Annotated in this window: 30 protein-coding genes and 1 tRNA gene; 19 read left to right on the forward strand and 12 right to left on the reverse strand. The window is 46.4% G+C overall.

Annotated elements, in window-relative coordinates; all coding sequences use genetic code 11:
* Positions 1-304: 304 nt before the first annotated feature.
* On the forward strand, positions 305-1312 hold the full coding sequence (locus ACZ520_RS04265) for a malate dehydrogenase (RefSeq protein ID WP_011163471.1): 1008 nt from the start codon (positions 305-307) through the stop codon (positions 1310-1312).
* A gap of 51 nt (positions 1313-1363) precedes the next feature.
* On the opposite strand, the gene ACZ520_RS04270 is transcribed toward ACZ520_RS04265, so the two are convergent.
* The 3 genes from ACZ520_RS04270 to ACZ520_RS04280 all read right to left on the reverse strand — a co-directional run bounded on the left by ACZ520_RS04270 (position 1364) and on the right by ACZ520_RS04280 (position 3970).
* Positions 1364-1924, reverse strand: a complete 561-nt coding sequence (locus ACZ520_RS04270; RefSeq protein WP_464127625.1) for a pentapeptide repeat-containing protein — start codon at positions 1922-1924, stop codon at positions 1364-1366.
* Between the two features lie 369 nt (positions 1925-2293).
* The gene (locus ACZ520_RS04275) at positions 2294-3058 is read right to left on the reverse strand and encodes a type 1 glutamine amidotransferase domain-containing protein (RefSeq protein ID WP_464127626.1); all 765 of its coding nucleotides are present in this window, start codon (positions 3056-3058) and stop codon (positions 2294-2296) included.
* A 168-nt stretch (positions 3059-3226) separates the two neighbouring features.
* Complete coding sequence (locus tag ACZ520_RS04280) at positions 3227-3970, reverse strand: endonuclease I family protein (protein ID WP_464127627.1); 744 nt, start codon at positions 3968-3970, stop codon at positions 3227-3229.
* 218 nt (positions 3971-4188) lie between these two features.
* Here ACZ520_RS04280 and ACZ520_RS04285 point away from each other — a divergent pair, with 218 nt between their 5' ends.
* Entirely contained in the window at positions 4189-4851 is a 663-nt protein-coding gene (locus ACZ520_RS04285) for a hypothetical protein (protein WP_464127628.1), read from the forward strand.
* A 20-nt stretch (positions 4852-4871) separates the two neighbouring features.
* Here the strand turns inward: ACZ520_RS04285 and ACZ520_RS04290 are convergent, their stop codons facing one another.
* On the reverse strand, positions 4872-5066 hold the full coding sequence (locus ACZ520_RS04290) for a hypothetical protein (protein ID WP_464127629.1): 195 nt from the start codon (positions 5064-5066) through the stop codon (positions 4872-4874).
* 198 nt (positions 5067-5264) lie between these two features.
* On the opposite strand from ACZ520_RS04290, the gene ACZ520_RS04295 reads away from it, so the two are divergent.
* Positions 5265-5699, forward strand: a complete 435-nt coding sequence (locus ACZ520_RS04295; protein WP_464127630.1) for a helix-turn-helix transcriptional regulator — start codon at positions 5265-5267, stop codon at positions 5697-5699.
* Positions 5700-5897: 198 nt separating this feature from the next.
* Here ACZ520_RS04295 and ACZ520_RS04300 read toward each other — a convergent pair whose 3' ends face one another.
* Both ACZ520_RS04300 and ACZ520_RS04305 read right to left on the reverse strand, forming a co-directional pair.
* Complete coding sequence (locus tag ACZ520_RS04300; RefSeq protein WP_464127631.1) at positions 5898-6644, reverse strand: hypothetical protein; 747 nt, start codon at positions 6642-6644, stop codon at positions 5898-5900.
* Between the two features lie 61 nt (positions 6645-6705).
* Positions 6706-8280, reverse strand: a complete 1575-nt coding sequence (locus tag ACZ520_RS04305) for an RNA-directed DNA polymerase (RefSeq protein ID WP_464127632.1) — start codon at positions 8278-8280, stop codon at positions 6706-6708.
* Positions 8281-8473: 193 nt separating this feature from the next.
* Between ACZ520_RS04305 and ACZ520_RS04310 the strand changes: the two genes are divergently transcribed.
* On the forward strand, positions 8474-10171 hold the full coding sequence (locus ACZ520_RS04310) for an ATP-dependent nuclease (protein ID WP_464127633.1): 1698 nt from the start codon (positions 8474-8476) through the stop codon (positions 10169-10171).
* Positions 10161-11585: a UvrD-helicase domain-containing protein gene (locus ACZ520_RS04315; protein ID WP_464127634.1), complete on the forward strand. Its 1425-nt coding sequence runs from the start codon at positions 10161-10163 to the stop codon at positions 11583-11585. Before ACZ520_RS04310 ends, ACZ520_RS04315 begins: the two co-directional genes overlap by 11 nt.
* Before the next feature lie 20 nt (positions 11586-11605).
* Here ACZ520_RS04315 and ACZ520_RS04320 read toward each other — a convergent pair whose 3' ends face one another.
* Positions 11606-12205: a hypothetical protein gene (locus ACZ520_RS04320; RefSeq protein ID WP_464127635.1), complete on the reverse strand. Its 600-nt coding sequence runs from the start codon at positions 12203-12205 to the stop codon at positions 11606-11608.
* A 91-nt stretch (positions 12206-12296) separates the two neighbouring features.
* Here ACZ520_RS04320 and ACZ520_RS04325 point away from each other — a divergent pair, with 91 nt between their 5' ends.
* Positions 12297-12770 (forward strand): recombinase family protein, encoded by a 474-nt coding sequence (locus tag ACZ520_RS04325; protein ID WP_464127636.1) that lies wholly within the window; start codon positions 12297-12299, stop codon positions 12768-12770.
* A 210-nt stretch (positions 12771-12980) separates the two neighbouring features.
* On the opposite strand, the gene ACZ520_RS04330 is transcribed toward ACZ520_RS04325, so the two are convergent.
* Positions 12981-13057, reverse strand: a tRNA-Pro gene (locus ACZ520_RS04330).
* Between the two features lie 82 nt (positions 13058-13139).
* On the opposite strand from ACZ520_RS04330, the gene ACZ520_RS04335 reads away from it, so the two are divergent.
* Positions 13140-13802, forward strand: coding sequence for a hypothetical protein (locus ACZ520_RS04335; protein ID WP_088566041.1), 663 nt, complete (start codon positions 13140-13142; stop codon positions 13800-13802).
* On the opposite strand, the gene ACZ520_RS04340 is transcribed toward ACZ520_RS04335, so the two are convergent.
* Complete coding sequence (locus ACZ520_RS04340; RefSeq protein WP_088566040.1) at positions 13799-14005, reverse strand: hypothetical protein; 207 nt, start codon at positions 14003-14005, stop codon at positions 13799-13801. The genes ACZ520_RS04335 and ACZ520_RS04340 overlap by 4 nt on opposite strands.
* A 145-nt stretch (positions 14006-14150) precedes the next feature.
* Between ACZ520_RS04340 and ACZ520_RS04345 the strand changes: the two genes are divergently transcribed.
* The gene (locus ACZ520_RS04345; RefSeq protein WP_374032214.1) at positions 14151-14543 is read left to right on the forward strand and encodes a hypothetical protein; all 393 of its coding nucleotides are present in this window, start codon (positions 14151-14153) and stop codon (positions 14541-14543) included.
* A gap of 76 nt (positions 14544-14619) precedes the next feature.
* Here ACZ520_RS04345 and rpsR read toward each other — a convergent pair whose 3' ends face one another.
* Complete coding sequence (gene rpsR / locus ACZ520_RS04350; RefSeq protein WP_011163482.1) at positions 14620-14889, reverse strand: 30S ribosomal protein S18; 270 nt, start codon at positions 14887-14889, stop codon at positions 14620-14622.
* Positions 14890-15083: 194 nt separating this feature from the next.
* Here rpsR and rpmB point away from each other — a divergent pair, with 194 nt between their 5' ends.
* The 9 genes from rpmB to ACZ520_RS04395 all read left to right on the forward strand — a co-directional run bounded on the left by rpmB (position 15084) and on the right by ACZ520_RS04395 (position 21194).
* A complete protein-coding gene (rpmB, locus tag ACZ520_RS04355) occupies positions 15084-15371 on the forward strand; it encodes a 50S ribosomal protein L28 (protein WP_041577024.1) in 288 nt (95 codons plus the stop codon).
* A gap of 15 nt (positions 15372-15386) precedes the next feature.
* Complete coding sequence (locus ACZ520_RS04360; protein ID WP_088566038.1) at positions 15387-15647, forward strand: KOW motif-containing protein; 261 nt, start codon at positions 15387-15389, stop codon at positions 15645-15647.
* A 173-nt stretch (positions 15648-15820) separates the two neighbouring features.
* Positions 15821-16174: a hypothetical protein gene (locus tag ACZ520_RS04365; protein ID WP_417869854.1), complete on the forward strand. Its 354-nt coding sequence runs from the start codon at positions 15821-15823 to the stop codon at positions 16172-16174.
* 11 nt (positions 16175-16185) lie between these two features.
* Positions 16186-17016, forward strand: coding sequence for a carbon-nitrogen hydrolase family protein (locus ACZ520_RS04370; protein ID WP_464127637.1), 831 nt, complete (start codon positions 16186-16188; stop codon positions 17014-17016).
* A gap of 138 nt (positions 17017-17154) precedes the next feature.
* Positions 17155-17400 (forward strand): hypothetical protein, encoded by a 246-nt coding sequence (locus tag ACZ520_RS04375; RefSeq protein WP_088566035.1) that lies wholly within the window; start codon positions 17155-17157, stop codon positions 17398-17400.
* Between the two features lie 53 nt (positions 17401-17453).
* Positions 17454-19190 (forward strand): electron transfer flavoprotein-ubiquinone oxidoreductase, encoded by a 1737-nt coding sequence (locus ACZ520_RS04380; protein ID WP_088566034.1) that lies wholly within the window; start codon positions 17454-17456, stop codon positions 19188-19190.
* Between the two features lie 51 nt (positions 19191-19241).
* A complete protein-coding gene (locus tag ACZ520_RS04385; RefSeq protein ID WP_088566033.1) occupies positions 19242-20366 on the forward strand; it encodes a THUMP domain-containing class I SAM-dependent RNA methyltransferase in 1125 nt (374 codons plus the stop codon).
* Between the two features lie 16 nt (positions 20367-20382).
* Positions 20383-20778 carry a branched-chain amino acid aminotransferase gene (locus tag ACZ520_RS04390; protein ID WP_464127638.1) on the forward strand — a complete coding sequence of 132 codons (396 nt, stop codon included), beginning with the start codon at positions 20383-20385 and terminating at the stop codon, positions 20776-20778.
* A gap of 41 nt (positions 20779-20819) precedes the next feature.
* Positions 20820-21194: a polyketide synthase gene (locus ACZ520_RS04395; RefSeq protein WP_464127639.1), complete on the forward strand. Its 375-nt coding sequence runs from the start codon at positions 20820-20822 to the stop codon at positions 21192-21194.
* A 59-nt stretch (positions 21195-21253) separates the two neighbouring features.
* Here the strand turns inward: ACZ520_RS04395 and ACZ520_RS04400 are convergent, their stop codons facing one another.
* Together ACZ520_RS04400 and lpxD are read right to left on the reverse strand one after the other, a co-directional pair.
* Positions 21254-21619, reverse strand: a complete 366-nt coding sequence (locus ACZ520_RS04400) for a hypothetical protein (protein WP_088566030.1) — start codon at positions 21617-21619, stop codon at positions 21254-21256.
* Positions 21620-21634: 15 nt separating this feature from the next.
* On the reverse strand, positions 21635-22681 hold the full coding sequence (lpxD, locus tag ACZ520_RS04405; protein ID WP_088566029.1) for a UDP-3-O-(3-hydroxymyristoyl)glucosamine N-acyltransferase: 1047 nt from the start codon (positions 22679-22681) through the stop codon (positions 21635-21637).
* Between the two features lie 126 nt (positions 22682-22807).
* Here lpxD and ACZ520_RS04410 point away from each other — a divergent pair, with 126 nt between their 5' ends.
* Positions 22808-23425, forward strand: a complete 618-nt coding sequence (locus ACZ520_RS04410; RefSeq protein WP_088566028.1) for a hypothetical protein — start codon at positions 22808-22810, stop codon at positions 23423-23425.
* Between the two features lie 83 nt (positions 23426-23508).
* Complete coding sequence (infA, locus tag ACZ520_RS04415; protein WP_011163494.1) at positions 23509-23727, forward strand: translation initiation factor IF-1; 219 nt, start codon at positions 23509-23511, stop codon at positions 23725-23727.
* Positions 23728-23770: the final 43 nt, after the last annotated feature.

The raw sequence follows: 23770 nt of genomic DNA on the forward strand, positions 1-23770 counted from the left end.
GCGAATTACTAAAGCAGGGAGTGGGCCAAGATTTTTTAGACTGTACCGCCCGTATATTTGAGATGGTTGCCGACTTGCCGGGAACCCGACATGGCACATTGCCGGTCTGCCAGCAGGTGCCGGGAACTTGGCGGGCATTTGAAAACGCTTTGAGGTGCAAATGACGCATGTTGGATAGGGGCTAAATTTAGTCCTATTGCGCAAAAAGCAGGCAGCTTAGCCTGATTTTCCCATGACAGAGGCTTCGGGCGGGTTTAAATTCTTCGGGATAGCTAAATCGACAATCTTTGAAAGGAACCAGCTTATGAAAGCTCCTGTTCGTGTAGCAGTTACCGGCGCTGCCGGCCAAATCGGTTATGCACTTCTTTTCCGTATCGCCAGCGGTGCGATGTTGGGTGCAGACCAACCAGTGATCCTTCAACTTCTAGAGATCCCAGACGAAAAAGCTCAAAAAGCGCTGAAAGGCGTGATGATGGAGCTTGAGGACTGCGCGTTCCCTCTATTGCACTCTATGATCGCTACTGGTGATCCAGCAGTTGCATTCAAAGACGCTGATGTGGCCCTTCTTGTTGGTGCACGTCCTCGTGGCCCAGGTATGGAACGTAAAGATCTTCTGACTGCAAACGGTCAGATCTTCACTGTACAAGGTGAAGCGATCGGTAAATACGCTAATCCAAATGTAAAAGTTCTGGTTGTTGGTAACCCGGCAAACACAAACGCCTACATCGCGATGAAATCTGCGATGAAACACGGTCGCGTAAAAGCGAAAAACTTCACAGCAATGCTTCGTTTGGACCACAACCGTGCATTGTCTCAGTTGGCGACTAAAACCGGCAAACCAGTTGCTTCTTTCAAAAAAGTGGCAGTATGGGGTAACCACAGCCCAACGATGTACCCGGACGTTCGTTTCGCGACTGCTGACGGTGCAAAAGTTCCTGAGTTGTTGAAACTGGGTACGGCTGAAGGTGATGCTTGGAACAAAGACACGTTCATCCCGACAGTGGGTAAACGTGGTGCTGCGATCATCGAAGCTCGTGGTTTGTCTTCTGCAGCTTCTGCGGCTTCCGCAGCTGTTGATCACATCCGTGACTGGTGGTTGGGCACGAACGGGGAGTGGGTTACTATGGGTATCCCTTCTGATGGCTCTTATGACATCCCAGAAGGCATCATGTACGGCTTCCCAGTGACTTGCAAAAACGGCGAATACGAGATCGTAAAAGGTCTTGAGATCGACGCTTTCTCTCGCGAGAAAATGAACAACACACTGAAAGAATTGAACGAAGAAAAAGACGCTGTTGCTTCTATGCTTTAATTCTTAATTCAAATATTGAATTGAAAAAGGCCGGTGAAAACCGGCCTTTTTTTATATTTCCACTTTGGCGCCCAGGGCTTCAATCAGAACCAGAGCTTCCGGAAATGAAAAATGAGCATCTTTGATTTTTGTGAACTTGGGATCGATGAAGTAGTCACGGGCCCCTCGGAAGTCGGCTTTTTCAATGTTGGCATTGGTGAACGATGTCCCGGCCAGAGAGGATCCAGCAAGGCTGACCTTGGAAAGGTTGGCACCGGCAAAATCAGATTCACGAATCATGCAATTGACGAAGCCTGATCCGCGCAGGTCCACGCCTTGAAAACTTGTGTAATCCAGTTTGCATCCGCTGAAGGTATAACCACCATTCTTGCGCACTTCGGTCCAATTGGTGCCCATCAGGTTGCAGTCTTCAAATACGACCCCGCGAAATGCGACGTTCATCAAAGAGCAGTTGGCAAAGTTACAGCTGACAAACTTGCAGTCCAGGAAAAGAGAGCTTTTCAGGTTAAGCTCTGTGAAATCCATCTTGGTGAACTCAAATCCGGAAATTTCTGTGTCCGGGTTGCTCAACATTTGCAGCATCTGATCTTCGGTGGCTTGGATGTATTTCATTTCTTCTCCCTTTGTTAGGACGCTAGCATCGTTGTCGGTGCGAATTGAAATGTTTTTGTCGAGGGCGAACGGCGGTGTTGAAAGCGCGGGGCTACCTTGAAGGAGTCAAATTGCAACTACTTTAGAATCGACAAAATAGGGTCCAAGACGTGAGATTTTGCCCCGGGTGTTTATGCCGTAATCCAAAACTGAAAATAGCTGAAGGGCGGCCCCTTGGCGTGCGCGTAAAGAGCTAAAAAATAGTTTTCCCAGAGGGGGATTTAACGCCTAGCGGTTGAAGTTGAATTGCTCTGGCTCGCCGATTTCAGTCGTGGGCCATGGGGCGAACCAATCCATTTCGGAAGTTTCTTGTTGTCGGCGCTTAAAATTTTACAAATCCGGCTGGTATTTGATCATCTTCAGGAAAGTAGTTGCAAATTGATGTGCATCTCCAGGCCAGCGGGCAGAAAGATAGTTTCCATCCTGGACAACAAATCCACGATCGAGGTTCGACGAACTGTCTCTGAAAAGAGGTGTCGGGCCTTTTAAGAAATGTTTCGGCGAAGCCAGCGCAGCCGTCACTTCGCTTTCCACTGATTGGGAATAGGTTCGATAGTAGTTCCCAATCCAAGTGCAAGTCAGAACCCAGGCCACCATTTCCTGAGAGGCCAGAAGGGCGGTGGTTTTTCGACCATAAAGGACACTTCGCCCATCTTGGCGTTGGCTTCTGGCGGCCAGGACAACTCCGTGGCAAATGGCGCCGACGGGTTTGTTCATTTCAAAAAAATGGCTGACAGTTTTTTGCAGCAGCGATGATTCAAGATACTCTTTCATTCCCTGTGCATGGCCACCGGGCAGCAGCAGTCCCTGGAACTGATCAGGAGATATTTCGTCCCATTTTATGGGGTGATGAAACTCTTCGGCTTGGGTCAGTTCTTGATATGCTTTCAGGGCATTTTTATCTGCAGCAAGAAGCGGTGCCAGCGGGCCAAGGCGGGAGCCAGTCAACATGTGTTGATCGCAAACGGCTTCATTTCCGGTGGGGGTTGCAAAGACAACTTTTACTTGGCCGTCATTCAGGATTTTCCAGGGAATGGCCACCTCGGTCGGGTCGAAGTCTTTGCTGGGCAGAGGGATAAGTACTTTCTTTTGCATGAAGGCAGTCTAAGAGGGGAGCATACCGCGGTCACTGTTTTGCGATGGGAATGGGGGCTTGCGCCATGGCTGCATTGGACTTTGTGTGTCCGCAGAAGAATCGGGAGCGAGTTTTTTAAATGAAAAAGGGAGTTTCCGGATAACCAAAACTCCCTGGTGCGGATGGGCTTAAAACTTAGAAATTTGATCAACGTATTCTGGATGATCAATGAATGGATTGCGATTGCCTTGAATTCTTTCAATGGCATTGTTGCGCTCCACTTCCGCCTGATCCACGGGATCAAGTTTGTTCCAGCGGCGCAGGGTTGCTTCCTGTGCAGCTGGGATTGGGAAGTCATAGCGAACCGCGAAGTAGAAGATCGCTCTGGCAACATTGCCTTTGTGTTTTACAGGTGGTTCAAACACCAGCTCACGGTCGCCGCCGCTGCCCAGTTTGGATTCTGTGTCGATGTCATGTCTTTCTTCATCAAAACACTTCGGTATGTTTTTAATTGTGCCCACGTCCCCAAATGCGAAATTGCCGCGCATGGAATTGGCTCTGGAATCAGACGGGTAAAGGTGGTGCAGGTCTGCTTTGCCGACATTGAAATAGTGTCGTCCTTTGAACCAGGATTGAGCGACTGTGTGTTCAACGTTGATAATCGTGGAAGCAGGTTCTTTTCCTGGGCCGACGCCGTTTCCTAGATGGGTTTTGCCATAAGGTGTGGAGCAATAGACTTCATCGATGGCATAAGAGCCGTCGGTCATTCGGATCAGAGCGACGTTGCCAAGCAGTTCTACTTGGGCTTTGTCGTAAGAAATTGGATCGTGCTTGGAAGTGACTTCTTTTTTAAGATCGCCGCGAAGATCGGCTTTGGCTACGATTGAAGTTAAAAGAAGTACAGATGACAACAATAATAATGAACGGCCCACAGTTCCCCCCTTGTAGACATTTCACGAGTATCAAAGGGGTGCGGACGTTTCAATCTTGAAAGGTTGGATGTCTTCGTGCGGCGAGCTATCTAAACGAATTCCTGACAAAAGAGTTAAGTCATTATGATCTTGAAATATATGAGGTTTCGTATTGTCGTAAGTCGTAATGTGGTTCAGGTTGCGCTCTCACATGCATTAAATAGTAGGGAGCCTGCCTCATGCGTTCTTTTCTCATTGCGGTTGTTATTTTCTTTGCGACAACCTTCGCCCATGCAGAAACTTTCGTGGAATTTATCGTCGTCGGCAAGGTATGGCCCGAGCACAAATGGGGTCATGTTTCCTTGCGTGTGAAAGATGCAGAAACAGACCTGGTTTTTGATTTTGGTCGTTATGGTCGAATGTGGGGCCTGTTTAATTCACAGGGTGAAGCTATTTTGCGTGTCTGGAACAACGCGCATAGTCATCTAGATGCGCAAAGAGAAGGGAATCCATCTACTCGTGCGATCCGTTTTCAGGCAACCTCGGCCCAGGCTCAGGAAGTGTTAAAGTATTTTGAAGGTCTTACGGCTGCAAAGCTTTACCATCGTTCTGCAGGTGCGGATTGGTACCATATCAGCAGCACGGTTTTTCATCCCATTAATAATAACTGTGTCACTATGGCGATCAGAGGGTTTATGAGGGGTTTACCCGCTATAAACGTCAATCGGAGCTCTTATGCAAAGGGCGATGGGCTTTATGTTTGGGCTCGTGCTAAAGCCAGAGGTACTGCTTATAACTCTTCAACAAAATCCTGGAGTCATATCTGGTGGCCCCAGGATCTTTTGACGCTGTTGCAGAGGGAGTACGTGGCAAAGGGGCTGGCTGCCCAGAAGGTTTACTAAAGCCGCCAGTTTCTTCGAAGCTACTTATTCTGCTTAAAGATCTCGTCGATATTGGCGTGAAGCTTTGAGGTCAGACTTTCCATCAGCGTCTTCGTGAAATCCTCAAGGGTGTCAGCGGATTCAAAGTTTTCTTCAAGCAGCTCCGCCTCCGCAGTCAGTTGTTCAGAAGTATTGACCGGCAGGTGCTGGTTTTTTGGATCTTGAGGCTGAGACATAATTGCTCCTGAAACGAAAAAAGCCTTTTGAAGTGATTCAAAAGGCTTTATAAAATTAAACTTTAGGTCTTACTTCGGCGAAGCCGAAGTGCAGACAACCATTTTTCCCAGCCAAAGGCTGGAGAGAAAAATGGTCGCCCGTCGCCGCTATTATGCGAACCTTTCCAAGTCAGCGATTTCATTAAAGTAAATTTTCAAATGAAGGCGGATAATTCGAGAGAATGCGCGAAGCTTTATACAAGAGGTCTTTCTTTACGCGATGTCGGCAAAGAGCTAAATATCTCAAAAACGACGGTCAGAAATTATTTAATCAAAGCCGGCGTGGAACTAAGCCCTAAAGATCCAACACCTAAAGAAGTCAGTCGATGGCGTACTCGTAAGACGAAAACTCCTCCACCCTTTGGGTATTGTTACTTTCAAGGACGGTTAGTCGAGAACCCGATTGAGTACGACGTATTACTTAAAATCCATCGTCAATGGAAACAGGGACGTGATGCCAATGAAATCACTCATTACCTCAATGCGAAAAAGCTCAAACCTCGAAAAGCCAAGGAATGGCATAACAAGGCCGTGAAGAAAATTCTTGCGCGTTTTGAAACTAAAAAGATTGTCATTAAGGGAGATAAATTATGAACCTAACTAATCTTATTCAATGGTGCGCCGGTATCATTTTAATGTGGGCGACTATCGCACATATTGATGACATCCAGCTTAGACTATTAAAGGCCGAAGCTAGAATTATCTATGAGTCTCGGACGTCAACCTGGGGCTCCCCTATACTATTGGGGAAATACGTCGTGTATTGAACTTGGCGACAAGATTCAGCTCAATTTACTCGTGGTCTTCTGATTGAAGAATTGGAACCACAAGCTCTCTAGCCTCTTCTTGTGGCATGGAGTATTTAATGTGCTCTCCAATTTGCTTATATCGGGCTTGAGTGAAGTTAGCTAACAATTGATCGCGTGGAAAAGTCCAAAGATCTGAAAGATAATGTAAATGCTGACTATGCCAATGGTTACCTTTTAAATCGGAGAAGGTAAAGTAGAAGCAATGCCAATGACCGTCAGGTTGATCGAATATATGAACGTGCATGTTCTTTCTATTTTCCATCAAATGTTTGAGTTGTCCTTCAGATAATTCCGTATCGCCTTCGGCGTGGATTTCTCCATTAGTCTTTAAATGAACTAAGGTAGGTAGCTTTTTACCGACCAAATCTGCGGGAATGATCTCTGATTTCGAGAGTGAGTGCTTAAGAGAAAGGGTTTCACTTAAGATAATAAAGTTTGAAAAATCCTCGTGAGTAATCTCAATTGCTTTGCATATTCTTTCCGCATCCTTTTTCGAGGGAGCCTTTAGTAAGCTAGAAATTGCCGATGCGATCCCTTTAGCTTTCGTTTCAGCATACATTTTTTCCCAACTTTTTTTCCCAAGTTCGAAGGCTGCTTGAGCCGTAATCTCGTCGTCGGGAAATCCAGAGGCAACCATGATTTGAAAGGTGGATTCGATATGAATTTGCAAACCATTTTCATACGGCGTGTCCTTGGTAGTATCAAAAATCAAATATTTGGATTTGGTCATTATAGATTCCCCGTTTAAATTATCTAGCAACATCAAGAAAATTAAGAATGGTGCAAAATTGCTAAAATGTGATTTTAGAGACACCAAAATCTCTTTCTATAGTTCCCTCTAAAACAATTTTTTCAAGATTGTCGATGTGCTTTTTTGCGTACTTGAGCCAATGTTGGCCTTCGTCACCTGGGAATTGCGGGATAGACTTAAGAATTGCACGACGTACCCAAGGATCGGCATTATCAAAGTCGTTTTTACGTTCTTTTAGCCAGGCGGATTTTTTTCCTGAAATGGCGGCTAAAATTATTTTCCTTTGTCGAGTTCCAGGAAATTGGGAGTAGTCCATTGTAACTTTGCTTAGATGATTGATTTCTGGGAGCTTGGCATAAATATCTAAAAGCAAAAGTGTTAAGTATTGGCTCTGATGGATGATCGGATTGTCTAAATTGGACCATATTTTTGCGCCCAATGATTTTGGATCGCCAGTATAATTGGAGGCAGAGTTAATTATATATCTGCAAACCTCTCCTAACACAGGCGTTAATTTATGCATATTTTTTAGAAGCGTATCAATCGCTCCAGGAGTACCTACTTGAGTCAGTCTACGAAGTAGCCAACCAAAGCGGATATAATTAATATCTTCTTCTGCGAGATACTTTTCTACAAGCGCTGATATATTTGCCTCCGAAAGGGACTTTAGGTCAGTGGAGGAAATCTTTTTAATTTCGACTTTTGCGTAAGGATCGTTGTTGGAATTGCGATTGATCACTCCAAGAATTTGTTCCTCTGAGTTGTCTAGAGGACGATCCTTAAGATTTTGATTTGCAATTTCAATAAACTCTTCTACTGAGAGAATTTTTGTCTTGTGCTTTTGAGGGATTAATTTTTGTTGAGTATCTAAGATATCAACCAATTTATAGATTATAAGTTCTGCTTCTTCTTTCGTCGTTGCAAAAAAATGCATATCATCGACATACCTGCAATATGAATATCCACTTGAATCAATACTTGAGTCGATCGAGATGAGTGCTGCTTCGGCGAGAATATGAACGGCATGGGGTCCTATGGGAATACCTCTGGAAACGCCGTGTGTAGTTTTGGCGACGAATTGCATAAGAGCTTTTTTTGCATGTTCTGGCAATGCGCTACTTAGTTGATGCTCAAGTGGGTGATGGTAAATTTGATTATAAAAATCTGCTATGTCGGTGACTACGACGAACTTGGTTTTTCCAGATTTTGCTCTTTCCATTGAGACGCGCCAGAAATCGTGCCACGTAATATCGCCTCGATAAAAGCGCGCTCCAGATGGCTTGAATCGATACGAAAATACATTTTGATCTTCGATTGGACTCCTGTGTTTTTCAATTTTCTTGCCTAACTCATAAATTATCGCTGTCAAAATGAGACTATCCAGGGGGTCGAGCTGAGTGGCTTTTCTAAACCCGAGTTTATCTTTAGGAATAATCATTGATCGCCCAGTTTTCCATTTGTAGTCTTGTATCTCGAGCGTCTCTAATCTAGGCAGCAATTCATTCCAGCACGCTTTAATTAATTGAAATTCAAACGGCACGGGGAAAAGGTCGGTGTCCCCTTCCTTCAAGAGATGCTTAATTGCCCACACATAAGAAGCCTTTTTAAGTTTCACTGAGCTCTCCTCTTCGATTCAGATATTTTTGCACATCACAAAAACAAATATAAGTTTAATAAAATTTATCCTGGTCCATTGACCAAAAGAATTCGCAAGATCTTTCGACTTCTAAACAACAGCACGCTAATAAACTACATTGTATTTTATCGATAAGAAGTTCCCGTTGAATTGAGGACACCAGAGGATTTTAATGGCGCGGATACGATGTATAAGTATAAAAAATTTTAGAGGTATTAATAGCTTAGTGTGGTTCCCAAAAGATGGAATTAATTGTCTCATCGGTCCTGGCGATAGCGGCAAGACAACCATTCTGGATGCCATTGACCTTTGTCTAGGTGCTCGTCGTAATGTCCAATTTCTCGATTCAGACTTTTTTAAAGGAGACACATCGAGTCCGGTTCAAATTGAAATCACAATAGGTGATTTGGATGACGAGCTGAAAAATATCGACTCATACGGAATGTATCTTCGAGGCTTTGACAATGTAGCCGAACAAATTGTCGATGAGCCGGCGGTAAAGCTAGAGACGGTAATGACTGTTCAATTGGTGGTCGATGAAGACCTGGAACCTACCTGGCATTTAATTTCTGACAGAGCACTACTTCACGGCCAAATGCGTTCGCTAGCATGGGCTGACCGTATGAAGTTATCGCCAGCCAGATTAGGTACTTTTTCAAGTTTCGATTTGAGTTGGCGAAAAGGTTCCGTATTAACAAAAATTTCCGCTGAGAAAGTTGACACATCACTAGCGATGGTAAAAGTAAATCGAGAGGCAAGACAGGCATTTGGACAAGAGGCTAATGAGCAGTTAAAAGGAGCTAGATCAGTTGTCAGTGAAACTGCAGTGACCTTGGGAGTTTCAGTTGGAAAAGATGTTCATGCGATGCTGGATATGGCGTCTATGTCGGTTAGCGGAGGAATAATATCGCTTCATGATGAAATTGGCATTCCTCTCTCCAATCTGGGTGTTGGTTCAAAGAGATTATTGATCGCAGGTCTACAAAGAAAAGCTGGCGAACAAGCGAGCGTTTTGATCATCGATGAATTGGAATACGGATTGGAGCCCCATCGACTGATAAGGCTTCTTGGGTCATTAGGCGCAAAGGAAAAAGAATCTCCAATGCAGGTTTTTGTTACAACTCATTCGCCAGTTGCTGTGAGGGAGTTAAATGGCAGTCAGCTTTTTCTTCTGCGGAAGGCAGAAAACTCACATGAAGTTAATAGCGTAGGAGTTGAGAATGATATTCAAGGGACGGTTAGGGCATATCCGGACGCGTTGTTGGCATCTTCTGTATTAGTTTGTGAAGGTGCAACTGAAATTGGCTTTTTGCGAGGATTGGACTTGTATCGAGTGTCCAATGGACTTCAATCAATGATGGCCTCAGGGGTGGCTCTTGCAGATGGCGGAGGAATTACCAAAGTCTTCAAAAGAGCGACCGCTTTTCAGCAATTAAAGGGGCGCATAGCAGTACTGAGAGATGACGACGTTAAGCCAGATGCAAAAGATGAAGCTCTTTTTAAAGCTACTGGTGATGTATTTTCGTGGTCAAAAGATTTTGCAATAGAAGATGAGATTTTTCATTCCCTTTCCATTGATGGAGTAGAGAGGCTTATTCAGAAAGCAGTCATCTTTTGGGGAGATGAATTTGTTGATGCAAATATTAGGACGGCCTCAAACGGTAAGCTTTCGCTGAAAGATTGTAAATCTGATGTTCTTAAGGATCAGCGAGGTGTTTTAGCTAAAGCAGCAAAGCTTGGTAAAGGTTGGTTTAAACGAATTGATTTGATGGAAGAAGTTGCGAGAGACGTCATCGGGCCAGATAAGGCAGACGCAGCATTTGTAGCTAGAGTTGAAGCGATTTTCAATTGGGTAAAAGATGGCTATTGAGATAGATCTTCTAAAGGTCAATAGAGGATCTATTACGGCACCCGCTGGTTGCGGAAAGACTCAACTCATTGGCAACGCTCTTAAGAGTCATAATGACAAGAAGCCGATTCTGGTGCTTACGCATACTCACGCAGGTGTAAATGCGCTGAGAAGTAGATTGGCAAAGGTAAAAGTATCGCCATCGAGCTATGTGTTGGCAACTATCGATGGGTGGGCGATGAAATTAGCATCTACATTTCCCAAAACATCAAAGATAACGCCAGAAACGTTGAAATTAAAAAATCCACGAGATGACTATCCAGCTATTCATGAAGCTACTCTCGTAATTCTAAAAACGAAATCTATCGAAGACATATTATTAGCTAGCTATTCTAGAGTAATTGTTGATGAATACCAAGATTGTTCCAAAGCTCAACATTTGGTTGTAAGTGTGCTTGCCGAAACGTTGCCGACTTGCGTGTTGGGAGATCCTTTACAGGCAATATTTGGTTTTAGAGGAGAAACTCAACCTAGCTGGGAAAAGGATATTTGTAGCGTGTTTCCGCCATCCGGTGAGCTATCGACACCTTGGCGTTGGAAAAATGGAGGGTCTGAGGAGCTAGGGAATTGGCTATTGGATGTACGTAAGTGTCTTTTGAGTGGTAAGCCGATTGATTTGACTCAAGCGCCTGGGGCAGTGACCTGGATTCAGCTTAACGGAAAAGGGTCGGATTACATAAAAATACTTAAGGCAGCTCAGACCAGGCCATCAGAAAATGGTGATCGTACTCTCGTTATTGGAGATAGTGTTCATGCTGATAGTCGACATAGAATCGCGAGTTCAGTTGGTGGTGCTATTGCTGTTGAAGCAGTGGAACTACAAGATCTAGTTGAGTTTTCTGAAAATATTAACCTGGATTCGGAGAACCTCTTTGAACTTGTGTTGAGTTTTGCAAAATGTCTCATGACGAAAGTGGGCGAGCTGAATCTGTCACGCAGAGTGCAATCTCTAATGAAGGGAACTGCTAAGACGAAAGCTAGTGATATTGAAATTGCAGCGATGGATCTGGTGGCTCAGCCGACCTATTCAAAGATTGCGAATTTGCTTGATAGAGTAAGTAACTCAAAAGAAGTGAGAGTATATAGGCCGACGGTGTTGCAGGCCTGTATCAGAGCACTTCACTTAGCTAATGACGCCACAGTAGTTTCATTTAAAGATGCGGTCATCCGTATTAGAGAGCAGCATAGATTTTTAGGACGCCCCTTGCCTCAGAGAGCTGTGGGAAGTACCTTGCTTCTCAAAGGATTAGAGGCTGAGTCAGCTATAATATTGAATGCAGACGCATTTGATTCAAGAAACCTCTATGTGGCTATGACCAGAGGATCAAAAAATTTGGTCATATGTTCACGCTCTAATCTCTTAAGTCCAAAATAAAAAATTCATGTGCGACTATTTTATTTTCGAACTTCTAATCTTCCTCTATGGCTCAACTCTTCCAATTTAGCCCCAATAGTATGAATTTCCTCTACTAGCGGGTTGATTTCAAACTTTGAATTTAGAATCTGGAAAACACCGTTATCTAGAAAATACCCTCTAAAAACATGAAGTGGGACTTCGCTTTTATTTCTCGAGTCTCCAATAAAATCTGGAAGAACATTGCCAACGATTCCAGGTTGAAGATATTTGTCCAATAGCTCATCGAAGTGCTCAATCTGATTTCTTAAAGCGCGATTTTTAAGGGGACTATCATTTTTAATACTCAGTGCTTTTCTTAATAGTTGGCCTCTCTTTTTGTGCATTTTATTTTCTCCGTCGTGAGGTGGCCAAAGAAATCGTGAAAGGGCTGCTCCCTGAATGACAATATTTTGAAGATGATCAAGTAAATGTCGATGCCAATCTTGAGGAAGTTTGTCTTTCTCGTTTCTTACGACTGCAGTTATTAAAAAATTCACAGTATCTACTGAGTCCAACGCTGAGGAGGTACGAAATCTCATGCTCTCAATATAAAATACTTCATAAGGTGGCCAAATCGCGAAATCTGGTTCGCCGCTCATAAAAATCCCTCTAGTGCTCATATGAGGTGATAAAATCTGATCAAATACAACTCTGAGTTTTTAGATTTATTGATTCTCTGGAGGATATGCAATGAACGATTTTTTTAAGGTTGGAGTCGGACCGGATGGTCCCTATATCTACTCGGTGATCCCTTGGCCCAAGCCGCCCAAGAAAACACGGCCACGAGCGCTCAAGATGCGAGAGCAAGGGTACTCGTACAATGAAATATCAAAGCGATTAGGAATTTCTAAGAGCTCAGTCGTGGCTGTATGCAAAGAAGGTGCATTAGGTATAAAATCTTTGAGGAAGGGTAATGCTCCGTTCGGCTACATCTATTTCAAAGGAAAACTTTTGATGGAAACCAGAGAGATGATTGTCGTGCACAATATTTTGCAGCTCCATCATTCCGGCTTCAGCGACTCATCCATCAAGAAAATCTTAAATGACAAACAGATCGCGCCAAGAAGTGCAAAACAATGGGATCATTCTGCCATACGTAAAATTATCGAAAGATATAAAGACGATTTGGAGTTGATAGAAGGATTTTTAGAAACGTGTGCATAGGACACATGGAGATCCGACCATAAATCTAAACGTACTTAAAACTTAAGTCTCTTTTACTCTGATTGAAGGCTATTTAGAGAGGTTCGCATAAGAAATTGGTGTCCAAGCATAGTGTTATGCGAACCCGTAACTTTTTGATCTCTATTGTCTTTAAAATTGATCTGGTTGCTGAAAAGTGGGATAGAACGGTCAAGCGTTCGTTTAGAAAAATGGTCGGGGAGATAGGATTCGAACCTACGACCCTCTGGTCCCAAACCAGATGCGCTACCAGACTGCGCTACTCCCCGACAGAGTCAGAAAACTACATAATCCCTAGGCCTCTTGTCAAACTACTAGATTCTAACGCGTAATATTAGTACCCTTTTTTTCATGGAAAACTTTCTGAACTCTTTGCCGAAGCCTGTTCTTGCCATTTTGGTCCTGGTGGTTGCCATCATTGCCTTCATGATCATGAGCCCGCCTCACTCAGTTTGCGACACCCAGGCTGAAGCTTTCAAGGAGTTGCAAAAAGGCAACATCTTCCCAACAGACTACAAGAAGTCGAAAATTCCGCCGACCATCGTGCGCGCCAAAGAGGCCTGCCAGCTCGGGAACAGTGCGGGGTCTTGCTATGAGTACTTCACAATCTTGCGTGAGGTGGCGGAAGGTGTCGGCAAATCCTCTGCCGAATGTACCTCCCAGTTGTATGGGATTAATGAAGTTCGTTCCAACTTGAATGATGGGATTGAATTGATGGCGCGTTTGGCCTGGGGAACCAAGCCTCCGGAAATGGGGCTTGAGCGTTTTGGATGGATGCAAGATGCCGAGATCGCGATCTTCTGTCGTTTGAAGAACATCTATACTCGGGCCAATGGGGAAGAGGCGTGGACGAACTTCCGTAAAAAAGTTTATGAAAAGTTCCCGGGCGAAGAACTGCCGCCGTCCGCGGATCCGGCTCTGGTGGCTGTCGAGCCTCGTAAGGCCACGCAGGTTCTTTCAGAGCAGGATATCTGGAATCGCAGCTTGTTCTCGGTCCGTTGCGAAGTCTATTAAAGCGACACCACCTCCAGGGACTTCCAGCGAGGTTTTTTGTCGCGGTATTCAAGTTCTCCGTACATAGCAAATTGTTCGTCCTGGGTGTTTAGAAGCAGGTAACCCAGGGCCTGGATCTTTTGCAGGCTCCATTCGGCCGGATTCAGGCCGAAGGTTTTCAGTTCCGTTTGCAGTTTCAAAAGTCTCAATTCGTTGGTTTCCATTTAAGCCCCCTTAAAAGGTTTCGTTGTTCGAGTAACCCCTATTGCAAGGCGGTGGCCGGACGGTTCGGGCTTCAAATCAAAATAAACGGGTGCTGGGCGTGCTTACCCCTTGAGTTGTCTGGTGGGGTGGACTAGCTTCTTGGATATGAGACGAAATGCTTTTCTTGGATATCTAATAGCGGAAGTGATTGTGATCCTGGCGGTGATGGCCCTGTTCAGGGGGATCCCGGATCGCCAGATCGCGGCGACCTTGGCGGGGATTCTTTTTGTGCTGCTGCCAGTCATTATGATGGTGGTCGAATACCGCCGGGCGGAACTCAGCCAGTTTGTCTGGTTTGTGGTTGTGATGCAGTTCTGGACCCTGTTTGCGTTACCTATATTAGGTATCCGTTTGATGAACTGGGGCGTGCCGTTTGAGCAACTGTCTTTTATCGGAATTCCGGGCCCGGTGCTGCATCAGTGGTCGAGTAAAAGTTACATGCTGATGATGGCGGCGACGGTCTGGAGCTGGTGGAAAGTCAGCCGGGAAAAGGTTTAAAACGCAAAAAAGCCGGTTTTCACACCGGCTTTTTTGTCTTCCCAAGCAGGAAATCAGTTCTCTTGTTCGCTTCGGATTAGATCTCGAAAGGAACTGGAGAGATTGCTTCTGCTCTGTGGAATGTATCGTAAGAGTCAGAACCAGATGGCAATAGAGCCAAGTTACGGGATTTCTTAACTGCTGCTGCTACTCTTTTTTGTTGAGCAACGGACAATTTAGAGATTCTGGATGGAGTGATTTTACCACCGTCACCGATGAAACGAGTCAAAGATGCTGGATCTTTGTAATCGAATACGTGGTCACCAGAGAATTCCTGACGGTATTTGCTACGAGTTGTCTTTTTCATTACTATCCTACTTTCGATTTCCTGTTGGTTAGCGAGTTCTTGTGTATACGAGAAAAAAGAGTTGCCATCAAGTGTCTTTTTACTTTATATGGTTGTTTCTTGTTTTTCGCGCCGTTAGGCGCCAACCCAGACTTGTAGCTAGTTTTAAGGCATCCGAAGGGGTGCCCTATGTAAGAGAGCCAGAGGAGCTTAGAATGAGCAAATGTGAAGTAACCGGAAAAGGTCCAGTTGTTAAAAACTTGGTATCCCACTCCAACATTAAAACAAAATCAACTGCTCTACCAAATGTTCAGAAAAAACGCATCTTTAGCCGCGTTTTGAACCAAATGGTAAGACTTTCAATCGCAGCTAGTGCTATCCGTGATATGGAGCACGTAGGTGGTTTTGATAATTTCATCCTTAATCAAGACGACTCCAAGCTTTCTAAAAGAGCTTTGACCGTTAAGATGAGAATCAAAAAGAAAATTTCTTCTAAGAACTAATTAAGGTTGGCCACAATGAAATTGAAAATCAAAAAAGGCGCGACAGTTCAAGTTATCACAGGCTCTGACAAAGGTAAGAAGGGCACTGTTATCGCTGTAGACGCTAACGCTATGAAAATCCAGGTTCAAGGTGTGAAAGTACAAACACACTACGACAAAAAAGATGGTCTTTTGAAAAAAGAAGGCTTCATCGACTACTCCAACGTGAAGTTGGTAGAAGCTGCTTCCAAAGAGAAGAAGACTTCCAAAAAGGCTGCTAAGTCTAAGTCCGCTTAGTCTATAAGTCCGGTTGTCAGTTAAAGGTCAACCGGGCAAAGTTTGCCTAAGACAAAGTCTAAATTTGGTCCTTAAGGCGATCTCTTCGTTTTAGTCTCTTACATAGCTGCGTAAAATCTAAGTTGGGTTTAGAAACATTAATTTCGCCCCACTTGTTAAAAGAGGAGAGCAGCTTGAAACAGGACCAAATCTCTAAAGCAAAAAACATAAAAGCACTGTTGTCGGCATCGATCACAGTGCTTTTTTTTTCGTCTTTCAGTCACGCGGCTGAATTAGGGGAGTCTCTTGTTCTGTGCAAACATAACAAGACGGTTCGCACTCTGCGTGTTGAGATTGGTACCGATCAAGTGTGCCGCGCGATCTACACAAAACAAGGTGTGGATGAAACCATCGGCTCTGGACAAAATCATCAGTCCTGCCATGACTTCGTAACAAATGTGCGAAAAAATCTGGAAGAAGCCAAATGGAACTGCCGCGAAGTCAAAGAAGCGCGCACTTCCAATGTTCTGATTAACAGCGAAGAGTAAGAGGTCCCCTGATGAGCTCAGAGTTGGTTGTCGCAGCAGTGCAAATGACTTCGGTCGATGATGTAACAACCAACGTGGCTCAGATGGAAGAGCTCTTGAAAGAGACCTTCAAAACCGCGCAACCGCGCTTTGTTTCCTTTCCTGAAAACTGCCTTTATTTGCGTCTGAAAGAGGGTGAAAAGATCGAGGGGCTTACTCTCAGTCACCCGGCCTTTGCCCGTCTTTCCGAACTGGCCAAACACTACAATACTTATCTGCATCTGGGCTCGATCCCTCTGTATCTGGAGGGGCATCTTTATAATTCCTCGGCGCTGATCACTCCGGAAGGGGAGGTTCAGCCGACTTATCAGAAAATGCATCTGTTCGACATTCAGTTGGAAGGGCAGCAGCCTATCCGCGAATCCGATGTGTTCCGCCACGGTCAGACCCCGCATGTGATCGACATCGATGGCTGGAAGGTCGGCGAGGCAATCTGTTACGATGTGCGCTTTGCGGAACTGTTTTCGCAGTACGCCCGTCGCGAAGTCGATGTGATTCTGCTGCCGGCGGCATTCCTGGTGAAAACCGGCGAGGCCCACTGGGAAATCCTGCTCAGAGCCCGTGCGATTGAGAATCAATCTTATGTGATCGCAGCCGCCCAAGGCGGCACCCATACAGGTCTTCGCGGGGGCACCCGGGAAACCTATGGTCACAGTCTGATTATCGACCCTTGGGGGGCCGTGGTTGGCCAAGTGGAAATGCGCCAGCCTGGGGTGACGATCGCTAAATTCACACGCGAGCGGATTGAATCTGTTCGACGCCAAATACCGATGAAGTTCCACCGCAGACTGCCGGTGGGTTGAGCATTTACCCCCGAAAAACATGGGCTGGGCCGCGCCAGAGTTCTGGACTGAAAACCAGAATTCCTGCACTATTTCTAATGACAACTTTCTCAGTTAGCTTTTAATATGCGCGCGAAGCGCGGAAGACAGGAGCGGGTTATGATCCGAGTTTTCTTATGTTTGTTTCTGCTATCCTCAGTAGGTGTTCCATTTGCGCACGCGCAAGACACCACCGAGCCTCAGTACGATGAGGCCCGTGAAGCAGAGATTGCGATGAAGGCCAAGAAGCGTCTTTATCCTGGCGGACGGGATGAAGAGGAACTGAAGGTTCAGTCCCAACTGGCCACTCCGGCGCGCAAGCTGGCTCCACAGGCGGAAGTCAAAGACGAGCCGATGGAAGAATAGGGGAAGCCAGCCCCCGGGTTTCGAGTTTTTGTATTGAATTGAATGGAGAGAATATGTCTGTATACGATCAACTGCCAGAAGGTGTAACACGCGAAACGATGGACGTCGATGTCCTGATCGTCGGTGGTGGTTCCGCGGGCTTGTCCTGCGCTTTGCATCTGCAAAATCAAATTCAAAAACACAACGAAGACGTTGCTGCCGGTAAAAAGCAGGGCGAACAAATCCCGGAACAGATGATCGTTGTTCTGGAAAAAGCTTCGGAAGTGGGCGCGCACAGTTTCTCGGGCGCGGTTTTGAATCCGAAGGCTTTGACTGAACTTATTCCCAACTTCAAAGAAGAAGGCTGCCCGATTGACTCTGAAGTCAAAAAAGATGCGGTTTACTATCTGGGTTCTGACTTCTCTTTCAAGCTGCCAATCACTCCTCCGCCGTTCCACAATGAAGGCAATTACATTATCTCTTTGAGCAAGTTCAACCGCTGGTTGGGCACTAAGTGTGAAGAAAAAGGCATCAACATCTTCCCGGGCTTTGCGGCAGTTGAGGCGCTTTATGAAGGCGACAAGATCGTCGGCGTTCGCACTGGCGACAAAGGCCGCGACAAACATGGCAATCCAAAAGCGAACTTCGAGCCGGGTCTGATTTTGAAATCCAAAGTCGTGATCTTTGCCGAAGGGACTCGTGGTTCCCTGTTCCGCCAGGTTGAAAAGAAGCTGGATCTGCGCGCCGGTAAAAACAAAGAAGTCTTCGAAGAAGGCGTGAAAGAAATCATCCAGATGCCTCCGGGTACGGTGGAAGCCGGCCAGGTCATCCATACCATGGGCTTCCCTCTGTCCAAATCCATCGGTGGTACTTTCATTTACACCCTTCCAGGGGACAAGATCATCGTGGGCCTTGTGGCTTACCTTGATACTCAGGATCCGTTGCTGGATCCACACCGTGAACTGCAAAAGCTGAAAACCCATCCGTTCCTGCAAAGCATGCTTAAAGGCGGCAAAGTCATCGCCTACGGCGGTAAGACCCTGCCTGCGGGCGGCTGGTATTCCATGCCGAAGCTTTACGGTAACGGCTTTATGGTCTGCGGTGACTCTGCCAGCATGGTGGACGTGCAGAAGCTTAAAGGGATCCATTTGGCGATGAAATCCGGCATGCAGGCGGCAGAAGCCGTCGTTGACGGCTTGATCAAGGGTGGCGATTTCTCTGAGGAAGTGACCAAGGGGTATTCTGACCGTATTGAAGCCGGCTTCGTAAAAGAAGAGCTTTACCGCGTTCGTAACTTCCACCAGGCCTTGAGCAAGGGCATCGTGGAAAGCATGCCTCTGTTGGCCCTGCAAGAGCTGACGGGCGGTCGCGGTCTGCAGGACCCAATGCCAATTGACCATATCGACGCTGAAACCACTGAAAAAGTCCTGGATATCTGGGGCCCTTATGGCCTGGATCACGAAGACAACAAGCTTCCGAAGCCGGATGGCGAGCTGTTCTTTGATAAGCTTTCCAGTGTTTACCTGACCGGGACCATGCATGACGAGGACTCCCCAAACCACCTTATTTTGAAGGACGGGGACATCTGCCGTACCGTATGTGAGCCTCAGTACAAATCACCATGTAATCATTTCTGCCCGGCGGCGGTTTATGAGATGGTGCCGTCTACAAAAGAGGCAGGTAAGAAGGACTTACAAATCAATTATACCAACTGTATTCACTGCAAAACTTGTGATATTAAGTGCCCATTCGAAAACATCGAGTGGACCGTTCCTGAAGGGGGCGGTGGACCACAATACCGCGAAACATAGGAAGCCTGGCGTTCGGACTGGGCTTTCTTAACAAAGGAAAGGCTCAGTCCCATGCCTCAGTTTTTTGCCTCCACAGCCCGTGGACTTGTTGAACCCCTGGAACTTGAATTGAAAGAGCTTGGCCTGAAGGTCACAGACCGTTACATCGGTGGTGTGTTCTTCGAAAGCAACTGGGAAGGCTGCTATAAAGCGAACCTTCACTCCCGTTTGGCCAGCCGTATTCTGAAGCCTGTCCTTGATTTCACGGCTTATCAGCCGGAAGAACTGTACAGTCAGATTCTTCGCCACGATTTCACCAAATACATCAAACCGAATCAGACCATCTCCATCGACGCCAGCGTCAATGAATCCAAAATGCGTGACCAGCGTTTTGTGGCGATGAAAGTCAAAGACGCTATCGTGGATCAGTTCCGCGAAAAATTCGGCGTGCGCCCGGATGTTGATAACACCAATCCGGACCTGCGCATTCACGTGCGTGCGATCAAAAACCAGTTCAACGTCGCGATCGACACCTCCGGTGACAGCTTGTTCAAACGTGGTTACCGCAAAGAAGTTGGCGATGCTCCGCTGAAAGAAAACCTGGCTGCGGGTCTGCTGCGCTTGTCCGAGTGGGATCGTCAAAGCCCACTGGTGGACTTTATGTGCGGTTCCGGAACATTCCTGATTGAGGCGGCGATGATGTCTTTGAACATTGCCCCTGGTATCAACCGCAAAGGTTTTGGTTTCCAGAACTGGTTGAACTATGAAGAAGAGACGTGGGAAAAGGTTGTTCAGGAAGCTATGGACGCGGAAAAAGAAGAACTTGATTTCAAGTTCTATGGCTTTGATATCGACAAACGCGTTTTGATGAATGCGAAAGACAATGCCAAGCGTGCGGGTGTTGATCAGGTGATCGAATTCAAAAAAGAATCTGTGGCAACTGTCGAGCCACCGGTTGAAAAAGGTCTTATTATCGTGAATCCGCCCTACGGCGCGCGTATCGGTGATGAGGACAATCTGCGTGACGTGTACCGTGACTTGAGCTTCACCATGAAGCACAGATTCAAGGGCTGGGACGCGTGGATCCTTTCCGGTAACAAAGAGCTGATCGCTGATTTGAAACTGAAATCCACACGCAAGCACTTCGTGTTTAACGGAAACATCGAATGCCGCTTCCTTAAGTACTCCATGTTCTAAGGAATAAAGGGGGGATATGAAACTGCTTTTGGCTGTGATGATGCTTATGCCGGTTTCGGCGGTGGCGGGACTGACGTCCAAGGATGTCTATCAGAAAATCGACTGCCGTCTTTTGAATGACGGCGTGGTTCTGAAAGAGCATTCCGAATACATGATGAACGTTAAAACCGATATTGGTTATGCGAAATTTTCGCAGATCCAGTTCGGGGATGCCGAGCTGAAGATTCAATATCAGCTTTTCATCGAGGACGACATCAGCGGGGCGATTCCGGAGTCCCTGATCTTTTTGCAGAACCTGATGATCGGCGAAACCGAGTCTTCTGTTGAGATTTCCGGTCAGAAGGTCAGTTGGGTCAAGTCGACATTGAAGGGTTTCACCGTTCAGTGTGAACTGGCTGAGCCGATCCAGTAATTGATTTATTTTTTTTGCAGTACGTTTATTTGGAGTAAAAGATGAAAAAGTTGATGTTGGCGATGGCAGCACCCTTGTTGTTCTCTGTTCCTTCCTTGGCGGCTAAGAAGTTTTCCTGTCAGGGCCTGACGGAAGAACAGGTTCCGGTGTCTATCACGGTTTCTGTTGATGTGAATGACTATGCCGAAGTGAAGTTTTCCAGCGCAGACTTTGAAAACAGCTGGGTGGGTGAGCACACACGTCTGTACCGCACTATCGGTGGCATGACCAAGCTGACCACGGCTTTGGGTGATCGCACAGAGTACTTTGTGAAGCTGGAAGTGGCTGACAACGGTCAGGGCACTCTGGAGTATGAAGAGAATGATTCCGGCTGGGAATACTTCGCCTCAGCCCGCGTTCAGTGCACTCGTCAGTAGAAAATAAAAAAACCGAGGTTCATCACCTCGGTTTTTTGTTTTTAAGGCCTGTGATTTAATTAGAACGGTTTGTTGATCGCAAAGATCGCTGCCGTGGTTCCCAGAACCAAAAGCAGGATGGTGATCGGCCATCCGATATAGCCTTTTCTTTTGATCAAAGAAACCGCCAGACCCAAAAGCATCCAGATGATCAATTTGCCGTACAACCAGCCTGGCATAGCGGCCATGATACCCAATTTAGCCATCATCCCGAAGCCACCAATCAAAAGCAGCATCAAACCCACCCCGTGAGTCACAAACGTCATGATGCGGGCTTGTTTGGTCAAAGTCACTTTTGCATAGTTGGCAACCAGCAGACCGCCCAATCCGAAGAACAGGGTCATCAAACCCAGGAAGTGCATGATTTTATAAAACTGATATGTCATTGAGGGATCTCCTTGTTATTCGTCTTTCAGACCCAGATGTTTAATCACGCGGGATACGTCTTTGCGCAGGCGCGTGAGGTGGGTTTTGTTGGTCAGGGTTTTCAGGGCGTCACGCAGGGGCTCCAGCGGGTAGCCGCCGTACTGGCCAGGCTCTGTCAGGTTGTAAGTCACAGCGCCACGGCCGGCGATCACAATGCGGTCGCCGACAGTGATATGGTCAGAAACCGCCACTTCGCCGCCGAACATGCAGTTGTTTCCGATTTTGCTGGAACCGGCAATGCTGAATTTTGCCGCCATCACGTTGTTTTCGCCGATAATCACATTGTGGGCAATGTGACAGAAGTTATCCATCTTGGTGCCGTTGCCGATGCGGGTCTCAGTCAAAGCAGCGCGGTCGACGGCGCAGTTTGCACCCAGCTCGACGTTGTTGCCGATAACCACGCGGCCGATCTGCGGGATCTTTTTCTGAGTTCCGTCTTTTTGCATCGCAAAGGCGAAGCCGTCCGACCCAATGGTGGTGTGCGGGTGGATTTCGCAATGAGATCCTAAAACGCAGTGGGACCCTACAAAAACATGGGGATGCAAAAGGGTGTGGTCACCGATTTCTGCAAAGGATTCCACCACGGTGTGGGCTCCGATGGTGGCGCCATCACCGATCTTGGCGTGTTCGCCGATGACCACATAAGGACCCAGGCCCACGTTTTTACCCAGATGCGCAGTTTCGTGAACGATCGCCGTCGGGTGGATTTTGGTCGCCTGGTTGAAGCGGTTCATCTTGCCGTCAAACAGCGGAAGGATCGCGGCCATTCCCAGTTGGATAGAGCCTGCCGTGAAGAACGCCGCTTTGCTGTCGGTCGGAACTGTCAGGGATTTGTGAGCCACGATAATCGGGGCCTGGGCTTTCAGTGCCAGGGCCAGTTGATCGGGCTTGGACACAAATACCAGGCTTTCAGAATCGCACTGCTCAGGGGGAAGGACCTTCGAAGCTACGGCGGAAAGTGAGCCGGAGACGAAGTTCAAATCGGAAGAATTTAACTCTTTAATGACTTCTGCTGTGATCATAGTGATGCCTCGCGCTAACACTTTACTATTATTTTTTTGATGTCAAGACACTGGGTGATAGTATAAAGCTGCTTATATAGACACTTTTTGATTCTTTCTCACCTTTAATTTTGGAGAGGAAACGCGATGGCAAAAAAGGCAGCGAAAAAGGAAGCACCTGCGGCAAAGAAAACGGCGAAGCCTGTGGCGAAAAAAGCCCCGGCTAAGGCAGCCCCTGCGAAGGCGGCAAAACCTGCCAAGCCGGCTGCGAAACCTGCTGCTAAGCCTGTGGCAAAAGCTGCTCCGAAGCCAGTTGCAAAACCGGCAAAGGAAGTGAAGGCAGCCAAAGCTCCTGTTAAAAAAGAAGCTCCAGCCCCGGTAAAACCAGTCAAAGCGGAAAAGCCGGCTCCGGCTCCGAAAGCTGTGAAAGCTGAAAAAGCTGCGAAGGCGGAAAAGCCCGAGAGAAAACTGAAGCTGGTTGAAGAAGCTGCGGCAGTTGAAGTCGAAGCTCCGAAAAAAGAAAAAAAGGTCAAAATCGACAAAACCGGAATGTCTGACGATCAGGTGAAATGGCACGAGCTTCATGAGAAGTACAAGGCCATGAAAGCCCCGAACTACAGCATTTCTGGTCAATTTGAGGCAAAAACTCCGCTACAGCATAAGATCTTTGGCTGGGGTTTCATCCTTTCCAATGAATACGATCGTTTGGAAGTCCTTTTTGAGGACGGAAAACGCATGCTGATCAGCAATAGAAAGCTGTCTTAAGTTAATCCAAATCTCATGTTTCGGGGTGCGATGGGCAGAAAACTATTGCAAGGCCCCGGAAACTGACCTAGAAATTTATCTGCATGGCAAAAGACGATTTGGTACAAATTGACGGAAAAGTGATCGACGCCCTGGCGGGTGGTCTATACAAAATTGAACTTGATAATAAAGTTATCATTAACGCAAAGCTTTGCGGAAAAATGAGACGCTTTAATATCCGCGTGGTTGTTGGTGACCGTGTGAGCGTAGGGGTATCTCCTTACGACCCATCTCACGGCTTGATCCAATTCCGTCACAAATAATACCGATTTAATATCTTCTAACATTTCCAATTAAATCTAGAGG

The sequence above is a fragment of the Bdellovibrio sp. BIS2 genome (assembly GCF_055398295.1).